This is a genomic window from Rathayibacter sp. AY1A3, from assembly GCF_002930975.1.
GTDB lineage: Bacteria > Actinomycetota > Actinomycetes > Actinomycetales > Microbacteriaceae > Rathayibacter.
Genome location: NZ_PSTO01000007.1, coordinates 22787 through 40674 on the forward strand (window position 1 = coordinate 22787; position 17888 = coordinate 40674).

Sequence of the window (17888 nt, forward strand, 5' to 3'; positions counted from 1 at the left end):
TCGGGAGACGTCCCCACCTCGCTCACGACCCCGGAAGGCGGCGCGCATGGCTGTTCTCGAGACCATCGGCGGTCCTCGCGATCTCGATCGCCTGACCGCGGCCGAGCTCGAGACGCTGGCGCAGGAGATCCGCGACTTCCTCGTGCGCGAGGTCTCGAAGACCGGCGGCCACCTGGGGCCGAATCTCGGCGTCGTCGAGACGACCATCGCGATCCACCGGGTCTTCGACTCGCCGCACGACGCGATCGTGTTCGACACCGGCCACCAGTCCTACGTCCACAAGCTGCTCACCGGTCGCCAGGACTTCTCGAAGCTCCGGCAGCGCGGCGGCCTCGCCGGCTACCCGCAGCGGAGGGAGTCGCCGCACGACATCGTCGAGAGCTCGCACGCCTCCAGCTCGCTGTCCTGGGCGGACGGCATCTCCCGCGCCTTCACGATGACCGGCCAGACCGACCGCCACGTCGTCGCGGTCGTGGGCGACGGCGCCCTCACCGGCGGCATGACCTGGGAGGCGCTGAACAACATCAGCGACGACAACTCCCGCGGGCTGGTCATCGTGGTCAACGACAACGGGCGCTCCTACGCCCCGACCATCGGCGGCATGGCCCGCTTCCTCAACGGTGTCCGCACGCGGCCGACCTACCGCACGATGCACCGCGGCTCCCGGGCCGTCTCGGAGCGGCTGGGCGGCCCGGCCGCCGCCGTCTACCGCGGCGTGCGCGGCGGGCTCCACGGCTTCCTCAGCCGCTTCATCAACAACGAGGCGCTCTACTCCAACCTCGACATCAAGTACCTGGGGCCGATCGACGGACACGACCTGACGGCGATGGAGGAGGCCCTCCAGCAGGCGAAGGACTACGGCCAGCCGGTCATCGTCCACGCGATCACCCAGAAGGGCAAGGGCTTCGGTCCGGCCGTGCACGACCTCGCCGACCAGTTCCACGCCGTCGGGCAGATCGACCCCGAGACGGGCGAGCCGCTGAGCGCGGCCGGAGCCCGATCGTGGACCTCGGTGTTCGCCGAGGAGATCGTCACCCTGGCCGACGAGGACCCGACGATCGTCGGGATCACGGCCGCCATGCTCCGGCCCGTCGGTCTCGACCGCCTCGCGGAGAAGTACCCCGAGCGCGTCTTCGACGTCGGCATCGCGGAGCAGCACGCCGTGACGTCGGCCGCCGGTCTCGCCTTCGGGGGGCTGCATCCGGTCGTCGCGCTGTACGCCACCTTCGTGAACCGCGCCTTCGACCAGGTCTTGATGGACGTCGCGCTGCACCGCGCCGGCGTCACCTTCGTGCTGGACCGCGCCGGAGTCACCGGACCCGACGGTCCGAGCCACCACGGCATGTGGGATCTGGCGATCCTGCAGGTCGTCCCGAACATCCGCCTCGCCGCTCCGCGCGACTCCGTGCGTCTGCGCGAGGAGCTGCGCGAGGCCGTGGGCGTCACCGACGCGCCGACCGTGGTGCGCTTCTCGAAGGGGAGCGTCGGCGACGAGATCGACGCCGTCGAGCGCCTCGGCGACGGGGTCGACGTGCTCGCCCGCGCCGAGCGCAAGGACGTGCTGCTGGTCACGGTCGGGCCGATGGCCGCGATGGGTCTCGAGGTCGCTCAGCGGCTCGCGGCCCAGGGCATCGGAGCCACCGTCGTCGACCCCCGCTGGGTCGTGCCCGTGCCCACCAGCATCATCGAGCTCGCCCGCGAGCACCGCATCGTCGTCTCGATCGAGGACGGGGTGCGCGTCGGCGGGATCGGCACGCGCATCCGCCAGGACCTGCGCGAGGCCGGCGTGGACACCGCGGTGACCGAGCTCGGGCTGCCCGACCAGTTCCTCGACCACGCCAAGCGCGAGGAGATCCTCGAGGACGTCGGGCTCACTCCCCAGCACATCGCTCGCGACGTCGTCGCGCAGGTGCTGGGCAGCAAGATCCCGGTCGCCCGTCCGCTCCCGGACGAGGTCGAGGCCCGGGACGACGCCCGCAGCGACTGATCGGCCGTCGGGCTCCGTCCCTCAGGCGACGCGCGGAAGGGGCGCCGGATCAGATCCGGCGCCCCTTCCGCGTCACTGCACTCCGCGTCAGTCGACGCCGCGGATCGCGGGGTGGTGGAACGTGTCCCCGAACGCCCGCTCGCTCGCGCCGACCCGGTCGAGGTAGGGCGTGAGCCCGCCCATCTGGAACGGGTAGCCCGCGCCGAGGATCAGGCAGAGGTCGATGTCCTCCGCGGCGTGCACGACGTCGTCGTCCAGCATCCGCTTGACCTCGTCCGCGAGACCCGTCTCGACGCGCAGCCGCAGCTGCTCGGCCGTCATCGGCTCCGTGCCCCCGGCGACGATCGCGACCGCGCGCTTGTCGACGCCCTTCACACGCCCCTTCGCGTCGCGCTCGAAGACGTGGCCGAGCTCGGCGAGGCGGTGCAGGTTGGGGCTGTCGAAGAAGCGGTCGGGGAACGCGGCGTGGTGGGTGTCGAGCACGTGCGCGCCGACCTTGAGGCCCACCAGCTCGAGCAGCTCGAACGGGGTCATCGGCAGGCCGAACGGAGCCAGCGACTGCTCGACGACCTCGAAGGGAGTGCCCGTGTCGACCGCGTGCATCGCCTCGCCCAGGACCTTCGCCAGCACGCGGTTCACCACGAAGCCCGGGGTGTCGCGCGTGATGACGGCGTTCTTCTTGAGCTTCGCGGCGGTGACCATCGCCGTCGAGAGGGTCTCGTCGTCGGTGTGCGGTGTCCGGACCACCTCGATCAGCGGCATGACCGCGACCGGGTTGAAGAAGTGGAAGCCGACGAGGCGCTCCGGGTGCTCCAGCCGCTCGCCGATGCGCTCGACGGAGAGGGACGAGGTGTTGGTCGCGAGCACCGCCGTGGGCGAGACGTAGCGCTCGATGTCGGCGAACACCTCCTGCTTCACCGACAGCTCCTCGAAGACCGCCTCGATCACCCAGTCGGCGTCGGCGAAGTCGGAGCGGTCGGTCGTGCCGGTGATCAGCGCGCGGAGGCGGTTCGCGTCGTCGGGGGAGACGCGTCCCTTCGCCAGCAGCGCGTCGATCTCGGCGCGGATGCCCGCGACGCCCTTGTCGACCCGCTCCTGGTCGAGGTCGGTGATGACCACCGGCACCTGGAGGCGGCGGAGGAAGAGCAGCGCGAACTGCGAGGCCATGAGGCCCGCGCCGACCACCCCGACCTTGGTGACGGGCTTGGCCAGCGCCCTGTCGGGCGCTCCCGCGGGACGCTTGGCGCGCTTCTGCACCAGATCGAACGCGTAGATGCTCGCGCGGAACTGGTCGCCCGAGATCAGGTCGGCCAGCGCCTCGTCCTCGGCGGCGAAGCCCTCCTCGCGGGTGGTGTTCTTCGCGGCCTTGAGCAGCTCCAGCGCGCGGTACGGAGACGCCGCGACCGTGCCGATCCGCGACTCCAGCTGCTTGCGCGCGATCGAGATCGCGACGTCCCACTTGACCAGCCGCTCCAGCTTGCCGGGCGCGTTCGGCCGCTCCACCTTCACGGAGCCGCCGATCACGCCGTCGGCCCAGCGGAGCGAGTCCTCGAGGAAGGCGGCGGGCGGGAAGATCGCGTCGGCGATGCCGAGGTCGAACACCTCCTGGCCCTTGAGCGTGCGGTTGTTCTTCAGCGGGTTCTCGACGACGACCTTGAGCGCGTTCTCGATGCCGATCAGGTTCGGCAGGAGCCACGCGCCGCCCCAGCCGGGGATGATGCCGAGGAAGACCTCGGGGAGCCCGAGCGCGGGGATGGAGGAGTCGACGGTGCGGTAGTCGGCGTTCAGGCCGATCTCGGTGCCGCCGCCCAGGGCGAGGCCGTTGATGAAGGCGAAGGACGGCACGCCCAGCTCTGCCAGCATCCCCAGCGTGCGGTGGCCCAGGCGCGCCAGCTGGCGGCCGAGCTCACGGCTCGGGATGGCCCCGACCTTGCTGAGGTCGGCTCCCGCGGCGAGGATGAACGGCTTGCCGGTGATGCCGACCGCCTGGATCTCGCCGCGCGAGGCGCGCTCCTTCTGCGCCAGGAGGACGTCCGCCAGCTCGAAGAGCGACACCGGCCCGAAGGTGTTGGGGCGGGTGTGGTCGCGGTCGTTGTCGAGCGTGATCAGGGCGAGCGTGCGGCCGCTGGGCAGCGGCACGTCGCGGACATAGGAGTGGGTGACGACCTCGCCCTCGGCGAGGTCCACGAGGTTCTCGAATCCGTCGAGCATGGGTCAGCGTCCCTTCCGTCGTCCGCGCTTGCCGTCGTAGTGCGGGTTCTCCCAGATCACCGTGCCGCCCTGGCCGAGGCCGACGCAGAGGGCCGTCACGCCGTAGCGGACCTCGGGGTGCGACTCGAACTGCCGGGCCAGCTGGATCATCAGCCGGACCCCGGAGGAGGCGAGCGGGTGGCCGATCGCGATCGCTCCGCCGTACTCGTTGACGCGCGGGTCGTCGTCGTCGAGGCCGAAGTGGTCGAGGAAGGAGAGCACCTGCACGGCGAACGCCTCGTTGAGCTCGAAGAGCCCGATGTCCTCGATGCCCAGGCCCGCCTTGCGGAGCGCCTTCTCGGTCGAGGGGACCGGGCCGATGCCCATGATCTCGGGCTCGACGCCGGCGTACGCGAAGCTCACCATCCGCATCTTCGCGGACAGGCCCAGCTCCTGCGCGGCCTCGGCGCTGGCCAGGAGCGACACCGTCGCCCCGTCGTTGAGCCCGGAGGAGTTGCCCGCGGTCACCCGGCCGTGGGGCCGGAACGGGGTCCGCAGGCCCGCGAGGCCCTCGAGGGTCGTCTCGGGGCGCGGTGCCTCATCGGCGGTCGCGAGGCCCCAGCCCGCGGCGCTGCGCGTGGCGACGGGGACGAGGTCCGGCTGGATGCTGCCGGCGGCGTACGCGGCGGCGAGCTTCTGCTGGCTCCGCAGGGCGTAGTGGTCGGCGCGCTCCTTCGTCAGGTGCGGGAAGCGGTCGTGGATCCGCTCCGCCGTGCGGCCCATGTTGAGCGCGTCCTCGCCGACGAGGCGCTCGGAGAGGAAGCGCGGGTTGGGGTCGGCGCCGAAGCCCATCGGGTGCCGGCCCATGTGCTCCACGCCGCCGGCGAGGACCACGTCGTAGGCGCCGAACGCGATGCCGCCCGCGGTCGCGGTGACCGAGGTCATCGCTCCGGCGCACATGCGGTCGATGGCGAAGCCGGGCACCGACTTCGGCAGCCCTGCGAGCAGCGCCGCCGTGCGGCCGAGGGTCAGGCCCTGGTCGCCCTGCTGGGTGGTGGCGGCGATCGCCACCTCGTCCACCCGCTCCTTCGGCAGCGCGCCGTTGCGCTCCAGCAGACCGATCATCGCCTTGACGACGAGGTCGTCGGCTCGGGTCTGCCAGTACATGCCCTTCTCGCCGGCACGCCCGAACGGAGTACGGACTCCGTCGACGAACACGACTTCGGATCTCTCGGCCACAATGCCTCCCAGGAACTCACGGTCGCCGTCGATCGTAGGAACCGGCACCGCGCAGCCGGAATCCTTTGCCGCTTCCTACGAAGGGGTTTCGGTGCCCTCGGCCGGCGCTTGGGCCGCTTCGACAAACGCGGTGGCGATCGAGCCCGATGTGGCCTCGACCTGCCAGGCGCGGGCGCCGGCGCGGGTGAGCTCCGCGGCGACCGACTCCGCGGTCAGCGGCTCGGGCGGGTTCCAGGCCACCCGGCGCAGCAGCTCCGGCGTGAGCAGGTTCTCGACCGGGAGCGAGAGCAGCTCCGCGATCTCGGTGACCACGGCGCGTCCCGCCTTCAGGCGCGCGTCGGCGGCCGGGTTGCGATCGCCCCACGCGCGGGGAGGGGGGAGCGTGTCGGCGGCCGGGCGGGTCGGGCTCGGCAGGTCCTCGGTCGTCGTCCCGCGCTCGATCGCGGCCCACCAGCGCTCGACCTCGCCGCGGCTGGCGCGGCCGGTGAAGTCGCGGCGGCCCGAGAGCTGGCCGATGCTGGTCGGGATGTTGCGGGCGACCGCGATGATCGAGGAGTCGGGGATCAGGCGGCCGGGAGCGATGTCGCGCTCGCGGGCGAACGCGTCCCGGGCCAGCCAGAGCTCGCGCGCCACGGCGAGGGGGCGCGGGCCGCGGAGCGAATGCATGCCGGAGAGGCGGCGCCACGGATCCGGCAGGACCGCCTTCGGGGCGCGCGCGAGCGTCGCCTCGAACTCCTCGCGGGCGATGCGCGTCTTCCGCGCGGCGATGAGCATCTCCTCCATGCGGTCGCGGAGGTCGACGAGGAGCTCCACGTCCTTCGCGGCGTAGACGAGCCAGCTCTGGGGGAGGGGGCGGGTCGACCAGTCGGCGGCCGAGTGCTCCTTGGCCAGGTGGATGCCGAGGAGGTCCTCGACGACGGCGCCGAGGCCCACCTTGGGCAGTCCGAGGAGTCGGGCGGCGAGCTCGGTGTCGAAGATCCGCACCGGGTCCAGGCCCACCTCGCGCAGGCAGGCGAGATCCTGGCTGGCGGCGTGGAGCACCCACTCCTCCTGGCCGATGACCGCCTGCAGGGCGTCCATCCGGCCGATGGCGGGAGGATCGAAGAGGAACGCGCCGGCGCCGCGCCGGTAGACCTGGATCAGGTACGCGCGCTGCGAGTAGGTGAAGCCGGAGGCGCGCTCGGCGTCGACGGCGACGGGGCCCTCGCCGGCGGCGAGGGCGTCGACCGCGGCGAGGAACTCGTCGGGCGTGGAGAGGACACGGTAATCAGTCACGGTTGTTCCGTCGGAAGGCGAGCGGGGTCACACCGTCGCTCGATACGGGCGGGAGACCCGCGAGCATGCACAACAGCTCCCCCCACCCTTCCACGTGAGCGGCGAGCTGCGCATCATCCGGGCTCCAGGAGGCGCGGATCTCGATCTGCGCACCGTCCCCCTGAGCGGCCAGCTCGCCGAAGCCGGTGGAGAGCACCTTGGTCGCCGTGCCGGACGCGGCGGAATAGGAGGCGCCCCGCGCCCCGAGGGCGTCGATGAGCCAGGACCAGGCGACCTCGGCGAGGAACGGATCGGTGCCGATCTCGACCTCGAGGGGGGCCTGGGCGAAGCAGACGACACGGAAGGGGCCGCCCCACTGCTCGGGCTCCTCGGGGTCGTAGAGCAGGATGAAGCGCCCCGTGCCCAGCTCGGAGTCGCGTCCGTGCGCGTGCGGCGCGACGTCGCCCGACAGGGCGAGGGCCCAGGGCGCGAGACCCGACGGCGAGGCGATCTCGGACACGGTGAGCTCGGCGCGCGTGGCAGCGGCGCGGATCGACTCCGTCGCGACCCGGAACTCCTCAGGGAGCTGGGACGACGCTGGGAATTCGGGCACGATCGCAGACTAGGGTTCCGACGCGCCCGGGACGCGGAGGCACGCCGGGTGGGCGGCTCTCAGCGCATGCGGCTCCAGCGGGCGTAGACGGCCCCGGAATCGTCCGCGGCCAGGAGCGTCAGGGCGTAGGCGTCGTCGACGACGGCCGTGCCCGTCGCGACCGGGAGGCCCGGCAGGACGACGCGCGGCGAGGTGGTGAGGCACAGCTCGTCGACCCGGCCCGAGGCGAGGAACTGGCCCGAGAGCGAGGCGCCGCCCTCGCAGACGACGCGGTGCAGGCCGAGCCCGGCGAGAGCCTCCAGGAGCTCGTCGACGCCGATCCGCTCCGAGGAGGACGGGACCGGGACGACCTCGACGCCGGCGGGGAGCCCCTCCACCGCGCCGCGCGACTCCGGCACCAGCAGCAGGACCCGGGAGCCCTCCTGCAGCTCCAGGCGGTGCCCGGCGAGATCGCCCGAGGCGGAGACGACGGCGAGCGGGACCCGCCGGGGGACGCGGTAGCCCTCGGCGCGGACGCTCGCGGCTCCGACGAGGACGACGTCGGCCTGCTCGCGGACGACTCCGAGGATCGTGCGGTCGACGCGGTTGGTGAGCGTCTCGCTCGTGCCGTCGGAGCCGGTGCTGGAGCCGGTGACGCTCGCGATCATGTTCAGGCGCACGCGTACCGCCTCGTCGGGACGCCAGGCGTCCGCGACCGCCGCTCGCGCGCCCTCCTCGCCGATCACGATCGGCGGACCGGCGGGGACGAGCGGCCGGAGGATCATGCGGCCAGGTGCGCGCGGACCTGCCGCTTGGTACGGCCGAGCAGCGCGGTCATGCCGCGCAGGCGCAACGGCGAGACCGCCTCCGAGAGGCCGATGGTCTGCGGGAAGTCGTCGGGGACGGCGAGCACCTGCTCGGGGGTGAGCCCGGCCAGGCCCTGCGCCAGGATCGACGCGAAGCCGCGCGTCGTGGGCGCCTCGCGGGGAGCCGTGGCGTGCAGGTGCACGATCCCGCCCTCCACATCGACGACGATGAAGACGGGCGCCTGGCACTCCTCCACGCGCTCGAAGAGGTCCGGGTGGTCGCGGTAGCGCTCGGGCAGGTCGGGGAGCTCGTTCGAGAACTCGAGCAGGAGCTGCAGGCGCTCCGGCTTCTCGAGGGCGAGGAACTCCTCGCGGATGTCGCGCAGAGCGTCGGGGAGCGTGGTGTCGGTCATCCGGTCCAGTGTCTCATCGGGGGAGGGGCGGCGGGCGGTCGCAGCGGAGGCCGGGGGCCCGGATCCGGCCCGTCGACGGGCGGATCGGCGCTCCCGGCCTCCGTCGTGACGCGTCAGCGGGCCGCGGGGGCCTCGCCGGGCTCGGCGCCCTGCACGATCGGGACGCGGACGGCGCTGCCCCACTCGGTCCAGGAGCCGTCGTAGTTGCGGACGCCCTCGAAGCCGAGGAGGTGGGTCAGCACGAACCAGGTGTGGGCGGAGCGCTCGCCGATCCGGCAGTAGGCGATGACGGAGTCGCCGTCCTTCAGCCCCGCGCCCTCGCGGTAGATGCCGTTCAGCTCGTCGAGGGGGCGGAAGGTGCCGTCCTCGGCGGCGGCCCTGCCCCACGGCACGTTCTGCGCGCTCGGGATGTGACCGGCGCGCAGGGCGCCCTCCTCCGGGTAGGCCGGCGCCGTGGTGCGCTGCCCGGTGAACTCCTCCGGGGAGCGGACGTCGATCAGCGGGTTGCCGAAGTGCGCGAGGACGTCGTCCTTGAAGGCGCGGATCTCGGCGTCGCTGCGCTCGACGACGGGGTACTCGGCGGGCTCCGGGGAGGAGGCGTCGGTGGTCGTCGGGCGGCCCTCCGCGAGCCACTTGTCGCGGCCGCCGTCGAGCAGACGGACGTCCTCGTGGCCGAAGAGGGTGAAGACCCAGAGCGCGTAGGCGGCCCACCAGTTGTTCTTGTCGCCGTAGACGACGACGGTGGTGTCGCGGGCGATGCCCTTGCCGCCGACCAGCGCGGCGAACGCGGCGCCGTCGATGTAGTCGCGCTGCACCGGGTCGTTGAGGTCGGTGTGCCAGTCGATCTTGACGGAGCCGGGGATGTGGCCGGTCTCGTAGAGCAGGACGTCCTCGTCGGACTCGACGACGACGAGACCGGGAGTGCCGAGGCGCTGCTCGAGCCAGTCGGCGCTGACGAGCCGTTCGGGGTGCGCGTAGGAGGCGAACTTCGGCGACGGATCGGTTTCGACGGACAAGGAGGACCTCCAGGATGGTGCGCGGAGCGCGGGCGTGATTCCACGGCGGGCTACGCTGGAGCCCGCCCTTCAGCGACAGTACGCGTCCGCGGACGACGCCGCACGGAGGGCGCCGTAAGAGTTCGACACAGAACCGCGGCGGCTCCGTGCCCGGTGCGGCCGCCGCCACTGAGCGCACGGACCCCGCCGTGCGCAGGATGCGAGACGCGAGTGAGCCCCGACGACGTCCGATCGACGAGCAGCCTGACCGCCCGCTCGCCCCAGATCAGCGGGCACGAGATCGCGTCGACGCTGGTGCCCCCGCGCCAGTTCGAGGGTGCCACCTTCGAGAGCTACCGTCCCGACCCGGAGTACCCCTCGCAGGCCGACGCGGTGGAGGCTCTCCGCGCGTTCGCCGCCGGCGGCGGATCCAAGGGAGGCGGAGGCGGCTTCCTGGGCTTCGGCCGGAAGAAGGCCCCCGCGGTCAAGCCGGGCGTGTACCTCGACGGCGGCTTCGGCGTCGGCAAGACCCACCTGCTCGCGGCGATCTGGCACGCGGTGCCGGGCCGCACCTACTTCGGGACGTTCATCGAGTACACCGCACTCGTCGGCGCGCTCGGCTACGCGGCGACCGTCTCGCTCCTCAAGGGCTCGGCGCTGCTGTGCATCGACGAGTTCGAGCTGGACGACCCGGGCGACACGATGCTGATGACGCGGCTCCTCGGCGAGCTGGTCGCCTCCGGGACCCGCATCGCCGCGACCTCGAACACCCCGCCCAACGCGCTGGGCGAGGGGCGCTTCGCCGCGGCGGACTTCCTCCGCGAGATCCAGTCGATGGCCGCCCACTTCGAGACGATGCGGATCGACGGCACCGACTACCGGCGCCGCGACATCGAGGGCCACGCCGTGGTGCGCACCGACGAGGAGATCGACGCTCTCGTCGCGGCCGCCCCCGCCGGCTCCGTCGTCACCGACGACCCGTTCGCGGACGCCGTGCACCACCTGGGCACCGTGCACCCCTCCCGCTACATCAAGGTGATCGACGGCGTCGACACCATCGTGCTCCGGGGTGTCACCGCTCTGACCGACCAGACCGACGCCCTGCGCCTCGTGGCCTTCATCGACCGGGTCTACGACGCGCAGATCCCGGTCCTCGCCTCCGGGACGCCCCTCGACGAGGTCTTCGGCGGCGACATGCTGAGCGGCGGCTACCGCAAGAAGTACCTGCGCTCGATGTCGCGGCTCATCGCGCTCACCTCGATGGCGCCCCGCTCCTAGGGGCGGATCCGCTCTCCTCCCGGCGTTCCCGGGGTCGTCGTCGTGCCGTCCGCCAGCGCGCCGTAACGCGCTTTTTACACAGGGGCCTCGGCCGTAACCTCCGCGAAACGCGGTGCCTCACGGGACGAAACCTCGCGCCACCAGACTGTCGGCTACCCGAGGTGACCCGACACCCGCGTGTCTCCAGGCCGTGCTCCGACGCAGCGTCCTCGCTCCGGGCTTTTCTCTGCACACTCACGAGAGGTTCAACAATGGATCAAGGCAATACCGCGTTCCTGCTCATCGCAGCCGCGCTGGTCCTGCTCATGACCCCCGGGCTCGCCTTCTTCTACGGCGGCCTGGTGCGTGCGAAGAGCGTCATCAGCATGATGATGCTCAGCTTCGGAGCCATGGGCCTCATCGGGGTCCTCTGGGTCCTGTACGGCTACGCGATCGCGTTCGGCAACGGCCCGTCCGGCCCCGCAGGGACCGACACCTTCGTCGGCATCGACGGCGTCCTCGGCATCGACACCGCCCAGATCGGCCTGCAGGGCATCTACAACGACGCGCTCGGCGAGCAGACGTCGGCCTACCCGACGCTGGCCTTCGCCGCGTTCCAGGCGACGTTCGCGATCATCACCGTCGCGCTCATCTCCGGCGCCATCGCGGACCGCGCGAAGTTCGGCGCCTGGATGGTCTTCGCCGGCGTCTGGGCCACCGTCGTCTACTTCCCGGTCGCCTCGTGGGTCTTCAACTTCACCCTCGGCGACGACGCCACCGTCGTCGACGGCGGCTGGATCGCCTACGGCGTCGGCGCGATCGACTTCGCGGGCGGCACCGCCGTCCACATCAACGCCGGAGCGGCGGCCCTCGCCCTCGCCCTGGTGCTCGGCAAGCGCGTCAACTTCACCAAGGGCGCGCACCAGCCGCACAACCCGCCGTTCGTGCTCCTGGGCGCCGGACTGCTGTGGTTCGGCTGGTTCGGCTTCAACGCCGGCTCCGAGCTCGCCGCCGACGGCATCGCGGCCGTCGCCTTCCTCAACACCATCGCCGCTCCGGCCGCCGCGATCCTCGGCTGGCTCGTCGTCGAGAAGATCAAGGACGGCAAGCCCACCTCGATCGGCGCCGCCTCGGGCGCGGTCGCGGGCCTCGTCGCGATCACCCCGGCCTGCGCCAGCCTGTCGCCGTTCTGGGCGATCGTCCTGGGCGTCATCACCGGAGCCGTCTGCGCCCTGGCGATCGACCTCAAGTACCGCCTCGGCTACGACGACTCGCTCGACGTGGTCGGCGTGCACCTGGTCGGCGGCCTCATCGGAACGCTCTACATCGGCTTCTTCGGCACCGGCGTGGGCCTGTTCCTCACCGGCGACGCGAGCCAGCTCGGCAAGCAGGCCCTCGCGGCCTTCACCGTCCTCGCCTACTCCTTCGTCATGACGCTCCTCATCGGCTGGATCATCCAGAAGACGATGGGCTTCCGCGTGAAGAACGAGGACGAGATCGCCGGCATCGACACGGCCATCCACGGAGAGGCGGGCTACGTCCTGGCGGACTGACCCCCTCCTCCGCAGCACCCGACGGGGTGCCGGCTCTCCGGAGCCGGCACCCCGTCGGCGCGTCCGCGACGGGCGACCGCCGGGCGCGCCCACGCGGGCGGGCGGCCGCGGATCCGGGCTAGGGTTCCGGGGTGCCCTCCTCGCGCTCGGTCGTGTCCCTGCTCCTCCGACTCCTCGGCCGCGCGGTCGCCCCGCGGCCGGACGCCGGGCCCCGCCCGCAGCGCCCGTACCTGAGCACGACGGCGCCGACGCCGGGCGCGAGCGGAGTGGGCCGCACCGTCGAGGTCGACCCGTCGCGGCTCCGCGGGGTCCGCCTGGGCTACGCGCCCACGCCCGACGGCGACCCGGACCCGGGCGAGGTCGTCTGGACCTGGGTCCCCTACGAGGAGGACGACGGCCGCGGCAAGGACCGCCCGGTGCTCGTGCTCGCGGTCGAGAAGTCGGGGACGGTTCTCGCCGTGCGGCTGAGCTCGAAGGAGCACTCCGACTACCTGGCCGTCGGCACCGGCGGCTGGGACCCGGACGGGCGCCCCAGCTGGGTCGACCCGGAGCGCGTGTTCCGCGTGCACCCCGCCGGGATGCGCCGCGAAGGAGCAGCTCTGGAGCGCGCTCGGTACGACGCCGTCGCCCGGGTGCTCTCGGCGCGGTACGGCTGGCACTGAGCGCTAGAAGCCGTCGAGCGGCCACGAGTGGTCGCCGCTGACCGACTCACGGGGCGATCCCTGCCCGTCGAACGAGGGCCGTGCTCCTCGGAGGAGGCGTCAGACCGGGTCGATCGGCACGAAGCCCGCGTACTTCGCGGCGCGGCCGTCCCCGGAGGACGTGCCGGTGAGCCTGCGCTGCACCCACGGCGCGACGTGCTGCCGGTAGTACTGCACGGTTCCGCCGCGCCGGAGTGCGGACTCGGGAGCGTCGGGCAGCGCGGCGGGCGGCGTGAGCCCGAGCGCCCGCAGGACCCGGTCGGCCACCCGCCGGTGTCCCCGCGGGCCGAGGTGCAGGCGGTCCTCCGACCACAGCTCCGGATCGGCGAAAGCGGGGTCGTGCCAGTTGTCGGCGACGACCACGTCGGTCCGGTGGCTCGTCCGGCGCAGGACGGCGTCGGTCAGCGCGTCCCCGCGGCGGCGGATGAGCGAGCCGAGCGGGAGCCGCGGCGACGGGTCGGCGCCGGCCAGGGCGATCAGCACGACGCCCTGCTCGTCGCAGCGCTCGAGGACGCGGAGGTAGGCGTCGGCGATCCGCTCGATGTCGGCGCGCGGGCGCAGCATGTCGTTGCCGCCTCCGTTGAAGGAGAGGTGGGTCGGGCCCAGGGCGAGCGCGGGCTCGAGCTGCTCGGCGAGGATCGGCGCGATGAGCCGGCCCCGGATCGCGAGATTGGCGTACTCGATCCGCTCGCCCGTGGCCGCCGCCCATCCCGCGGCCGTCAGATCGGCCCAGCCGCGCGGGGTGCCGTCCGGCCGCTCGTCGCCGACGCCCTCGGTGAAGGAATCGCCGATCGCGACGTAGCGGACGGCCGTCATCGGCGGGTTCCGGAGGTGCGCATCGTGGCACTGTACCGCTCCGCGGCCGGGCTCAGGCGCGGCGCCTCAGCGGGGTGACCGGTGCCGAGCGGATGCTGCTGGGGCGGGCTGGCGTCGCGGCACCCGGCGCTGCGGCGAGCAGCTCCTCCTCGGGCCGGATGCCGGGCCGGTGCTCGCGCTCGGGACGCGGGGCGGCCCGGAACCAGGCGGCCAGCGCGGAGGACCGGCGGTGCCTCCGGTGGTCGCGGTCCAGCTCGGCGGTGCCCCGGTAGCCGGAGCCCCGGGCGATGCGGTCGAGGCCGCCGAGAGCGACGGGGGTGCTCGCCATCAGGACGGCGGCCAGCTCGAGTCGGCGGAGGGCGAGGTGCTCGTCGAGGCCGAGCCCGTAGCAGCGGCGGAACCGCAGCCGCAGCAGCAGGGCGGGCATCCGCAGCTCGGCGGCGAGGTGGTGGACGGTGAAGCGCCGATCGAGGTAGCGCTCGTTGACGAGGGCGGCCGCCGCGATGGCGACGACGTCGAGCGGCCGGCGGGAGGCGGCGAGGCGAGGGGTGGGGGTTCGGGTGTCCAGGGGAGGCATGCACAGGAGACGCGCGAGGTCCCTGTTCGTGACGCGGAGGCGCGGAATGCGTTCGGGTGGCGCAGTGATCGGTGTCGGACCGGCTCGACCGGCAGGGGCTGTGCCATCGTCGGGAGGGAGCGGAGTCCCCGCCGATCCGGAACCGACACCCAGGAGACGACCGCATGGCGCACGCCGCGCTGATCATCCACAGCGCACGGAAGGTCGACGCGGCCGGGACGGTGGAGGACCACTGGCTCCTCGCGCGGGACGGCGCGATCACGGCGACCGGCACCGGCACCGGCTGGCAGGCGCAGGCGGAGGGGGCGGAGCTGCACGACGCGCGGGGCCTCACCGCTGTCCCGGGCTTCATCGACCTGCACGTGCACGGAGGGGGCGGCCACGGCTTCGACGGAGGAGCGGAGGCGATCCGCGCGGGCCTCGCGCTGCACCGCTCCCGCGGCACCACGCGCTCGCTGGTCAGCCTGGTGTCGGCACCGCTGGAGCAGCTGGAGGCCTCTCTGGACGCGGTCTCGGCTCTCGCGGCCGCCGACCCGCTCGTGCTCGGCGCCCACCTCGAGGGCCCGTTCCTCGCGCCCTCGCGCAGGGGAGCGCACGACCCCGCGGCTCTCGTGCACCCCTCCTCCGGCGCGGTCGGCCGGCTGCTGGACGCCGCCCGCGGACGCCTCGCGCAGATCACACTCGCGCCCGAGCTGCCGGGAGCCCTCGCCGCGGTGGAGCGGCTCGCCGGCGCCGGCACGGTGGTCGCGGTGGGCCACACCGAGGCGGACGCCGACCAGGCGCGGGCCGCGTTCGACCGCGGAGCCCGGCTGGTCACGCACGCGTTCAACGCCATGCGCGGGATCGGCCACCGCGCCCCGGGCCCGATCCCGGTGGCCCTGGGAGACGAGCGGGTCGCGCTCGAGCTGATCCTCGACGGCCGGCACGTGGACGTCGAGGTGGTGCGGCTCGCGTTCGCGGCGGCTCCCGGGCGGATCGCGCTCGTCACCGACGCGATGGCGGCGGCCGGGGCGGGCGACGGAGCGCACCGCCTCGGCCCGCTCGACGTCGAGGTGCTCGGCGGAGTCGCCCGGCTCGCGGGCACCGCTGTGCTCGCCGGATCCACGCTCACGCAGGAGGAGGCCCTGCGGCGGGCCGTCGGGCCCGGCCGGCTCGGGCTGGAGGCGTCCGTCGCCGCCCTCACCGCCGTTCCCGCCCGCGTGCTCGGCCGTGGCGACCTCGGCCTGCTGGCCCCCGGGTACCGCGCCGACGTCGTCCTGCTCGACGCATCGCTCCGCGTGCAGCGGGTCTGGGCCGAGGGGCGCCCGTTCCCCGACTCCGCGGCCGGCGCGACGCGACCCCGGGTCAGGGCGTCGGCGTGACGGTCCAGGTCCCCTCGGTCTGGACGGCCATGACGCCGGGCAGGTCGGCCTCGAACACCTCGGAGAAGGCGACGGAGTCGCCGAACAGCTGCGGCTGATCGGAGGTCGTGAACACGCGGCCGGAGAACGAGTCGTCCGGACCCGCGGGCGTGTAGTCGACCGTCACGCGCGGGACGTCGTCGGAGAAGAACAGGACGGCCGGGCCGGTGCCGGACTGCGCACCGCTCACCGTCGCGAGGTCGTTCCAGCTCTGCAGGCCGAGCGTCCACGGCCCGTCGGCTCGGACGATCACCTGCTGCTCGACGGGGTCGTCGCGGAAGATCCCGGTCAGGAACGACCCCGTCATCGGGGCGGCGGCCTCGCCGAAGGGCGTCATCCGGCCCGCGGCGGTGACGATCGCCGTGCCGGTGCAGGCCGAGCAGTCCAGGCTCAGGACGACCGCGAACTCGCCCTGCCGCTGGAACGACACGTCGGCCGGGCCGGTGCCCGAGACGGTGGCGGGGACTCCCTCGCCGACCGGCCCGGCGTCGACGACGGTTCCGACCGGCTCGGCGGTCGCCGGAGCGGAGGGGGTCGGGCTCGGAGTGATCAGGTCGGTGATGGCGGGTCTCGGCGTCCGCGAGGCGGGCGCGGACGCCGTGGCGCCCGCCTCGGCCCCGCCGCCGGCGGTGCACCCGCCCAGCAGCAGGAGCCCCGCCGCTGCCGTCGTCGCCACTGCCGCTGTCGTCCCCCGAGCCCTCATGCGTCCAGACTGCCACGGCTGGTCCGGATCGTCGTCCCCGGAGGGAGTCAGAGGAGCAGGGCGCCGAGGCCCGCGGCGGCGAGGACGACGATCCACGGGGGCACGGTCCAGCGCGTCAGCGCCACGAAGGCGCCGATCGCGAGCGCCAGAGCGCCGGTCGAGCCGATGCCCTCGGTCAGCACCGGGTCGTAGAGGGCGCCGCCGAGCAGTCCCACCACGCCGGCGTTCACGCCGGCCAGCGCCCTCTGCGCGACCGGCAGGTGCCGCAGCCGCTGCCAGAACGGGAGCACGCCGACCACGAGCAGAGCGCCCGGCAGGAAGATCGCGACCAGCGCGATCGCCGCCCCCGCGACACCGTCCGGCGTCCCCGCGCCCACCGCGCCGAGGAACGCGGAGAAGGTGAAGAGCGGGCCCGGCACCGCCTGCGCCGCGCCGTAGCCGGCCAGGAACTCGCTCTGCCCGACCGCGCCGGCGCCGACCGTCTGCGCCTCCAGCAGAGGCAGCACGACGTGGCCGCCCCCGAACACCAGAGCGCCCGCGCGGTAGAAGACGGAGGCGAGACCCGCCGCTCCCTCGTCGGTGAGAGCGGCGAGCAGGGGGAGGCCGGCCAGGAGGAGCCCCCAGAGGGCGAGGGCCGAGACCGCGAGCGCCGTCGGGATCCGGACCGCGAAGCCCGGGCCCTCGTCCGGAGCCGCCTCCTCGCCGCGCAGCCACAGGACGCCGGCCAGGCCCGCCGCCGCGATCACCGCCACCTGCAGCGCGGGCTCCGGGGCGAGGAGCACAGCGACGGCCGCCGCGCCGGCGATCGTCGCGCGGCGGCGGTCCGGTGCGAGCGAGCGCGCCATCCCGAGCACGGCCTGCGCGACGACCGCGGCCGCCGCCGCCTGGAGGCCCAGGAGCCAGCCGGCGGAGGCGACATCGCCCGCACCGGCGACGAGCCCGGCGACGAGGACCAGGGCGATCGCCGAGGGGAGCGTGAATCCGCACCACGCGACGACCAGTCCGGCGAGTCCCGCGCGCTGCAGGCCGACCGCCATCCCGACCTGGCTGGACGCGGGTCCGGGGAGGAACTGGCACAGCGCGACGAGGTCGGCGTACGCGCGATCGGTCAGCCAGCCGCGGCGCACCACGAACTCCTCGCGGAAGTAGCCGAGGTGCGCGATCGGCCCGCCGAACGAGGTCAGCCCGAGGCGGAGGAACACGAGGAGCACGGGGAGGGCGCCGCCCCGCTGCCGCCGACCCGTCTCCGACACGGGGGCATCCTGCCAGACGGCGGTGTCCGGCGCGCGTCGTGTCACCGGAAAAGGGACGATAAGCGGCCGGATAAGCGATTCCTGGTGCGTTCTCCTCCGGTTGATAAAGCGGTGGGTAGAAATACTGAACCCCTTCTCATCCCCTCTGTTAG

Annotated in this window: 16 protein-coding genes; 5 read left to right on the plus strand and 11 right to left on the minus strand. The window is 73.4% G+C overall.

The window, feature by feature from the left end; all coding sequences use genetic code 11:
• Positions 1-46: 46 nt before the first annotated feature.
• Entirely contained in the window at positions 47-1987 is a 1941-nt protein-coding gene (gene dxs, locus C5C10_RS04925; protein ID WP_104222098.1) for a 1-deoxy-D-xylulose-5-phosphate synthase, read from the plus strand.
• Positions 1988-2074: 87 nt separating this feature from the next.
• Here the strand turns inward: dxs and C5C10_RS04930 are convergent, their stop codons facing one another.
• The 7 genes from C5C10_RS04930 to C5C10_RS04960 form a co-directional block, all read right to left on the minus strand.
• Entirely contained in the window at positions 2075-4198 is a 2124-nt protein-coding gene (locus C5C10_RS04930; protein ID WP_104328697.1) for a 3-hydroxyacyl-CoA dehydrogenase NAD-binding domain-containing protein, read from the minus strand.
• Between the two features lie 3 nt (positions 4199-4201).
• Entirely contained in the window at positions 4202-5416 is a 1215-nt protein-coding gene (locus C5C10_RS04935; protein WP_104232573.1) for a thiolase family protein, read from the minus strand.
• A gap of 75 nt (positions 5417-5491) precedes the next feature.
• Entirely contained in the window at positions 5492-6691 is a 1200-nt protein-coding gene (locus C5C10_RS04940; protein WP_104328698.1) for a ribonuclease D, read from the minus strand.
• Positions 6684-7283: a DUF3000 domain-containing protein gene (locus C5C10_RS04945; protein WP_104222090.1), complete on the minus strand. Its 600-nt coding sequence runs from the start codon at positions 7281-7283 to the stop codon at positions 6684-6686. Before C5C10_RS04945 ends, C5C10_RS04940 begins: the two co-directional genes overlap by 8 nt.
• Positions 7284-7342: 59 nt before the next feature.
• Positions 7343-8047 (minus strand): dihydrofolate reductase family protein, encoded by a 705-nt coding sequence (locus tag C5C10_RS04950; protein WP_104328699.1) that lies wholly within the window; start codon positions 8045-8047, stop codon positions 7343-7345.
• Positions 8044-8481, minus strand: coding sequence for a SufE family protein (locus C5C10_RS04955; RefSeq protein ID WP_104222086.1), 438 nt, complete (start codon positions 8479-8481; stop codon positions 8044-8046). The genes C5C10_RS04950 and C5C10_RS04955 overlap by 4 nt, the downstream gene beginning before the upstream one ends.
• Positions 8482-8594: 113 nt before the next feature.
• Positions 8595-9497 (minus strand): sulfurtransferase, encoded by a 903-nt coding sequence (locus C5C10_RS04960; protein ID WP_104232576.1) that lies wholly within the window; start codon positions 9495-9497, stop codon positions 8595-8597.
• Positions 9498-9707: 210 nt separating this feature from the next.
• Here C5C10_RS04960 and zapE point away from each other — a divergent pair, with 210 nt between their 5' ends.
• The 3 genes from zapE to C5C10_RS04975 all read left to right on the plus strand — a co-directional run bounded on the left by zapE (position 9708) and on the right by C5C10_RS04975 (position 12948).
• Positions 9708-10754, plus strand: coding sequence for a cell division protein ZapE (gene zapE, locus C5C10_RS04965; RefSeq protein WP_104222082.1), 1047 nt, complete (start codon positions 9708-9710; stop codon positions 10752-10754).
• Between the two features lie 251 nt (positions 10755-11005).
• Positions 11006-12286, plus strand: coding sequence for an ammonium transporter (locus C5C10_RS04970; protein ID WP_104222080.1), 1281 nt, complete (start codon positions 11006-11008; stop codon positions 12284-12286).
• Positions 12287-12417: 131 nt separating this feature from the next.
• A complete protein-coding gene (locus C5C10_RS04975; RefSeq protein WP_167299028.1) occupies positions 12418-12948 on the plus strand; it encodes a type II toxin-antitoxin system PemK/MazF family toxin in 531 nt (176 codons plus the stop codon).
• Positions 12949-13047: 99 nt separating this feature from the next.
• Here the strand turns inward: C5C10_RS04975 and C5C10_RS04980 are convergent, their stop codons facing one another.
• Positions 13048-13803 (minus strand): SGNH/GDSL hydrolase family protein, encoded by a 756-nt coding sequence (locus tag C5C10_RS04980; protein WP_104328700.1) that lies wholly within the window; start codon positions 13801-13803, stop codon positions 13048-13050.
• A 52-nt stretch (positions 13804-13855) separates the two neighbouring features.
• A complete protein-coding gene (locus C5C10_RS04985) occupies positions 13856-14380 on the minus strand; it encodes a hypothetical protein (RefSeq protein ID WP_104328701.1) in 525 nt (174 codons plus the stop codon).
• Positions 14381-14544: 164 nt separating this feature from the next.
• On the opposite strand from C5C10_RS04985, the gene C5C10_RS04990 reads away from it, so the two are divergent.
• A complete protein-coding gene (locus tag C5C10_RS04990; protein WP_104328702.1) occupies positions 14545-15741 on the plus strand; it encodes an N-acetylglucosamine-6-phosphate deacetylase in 1197 nt (398 codons plus the stop codon).
• On the opposite strand, the gene C5C10_RS04995 is transcribed toward C5C10_RS04990, so the two are convergent.
• Positions 15725-16483: a hypothetical protein gene (locus C5C10_RS04995; RefSeq protein ID WP_146076890.1), complete on the minus strand. Its 759-nt coding sequence runs from the start codon at positions 16481-16483 to the stop codon at positions 15725-15727. The genes C5C10_RS04990 and C5C10_RS04995 overlap by 17 nt on opposite strands.
• Positions 16484-16530: 47 nt before the next feature.
• A complete protein-coding gene (gene chrA, locus C5C10_RS05000) occupies positions 16531-17736 on the minus strand; it encodes a chromate efflux transporter (protein ID WP_258060428.1) in 1206 nt (401 codons plus the stop codon).
• Positions 17737-17888: the final 152 nt, after the last annotated feature.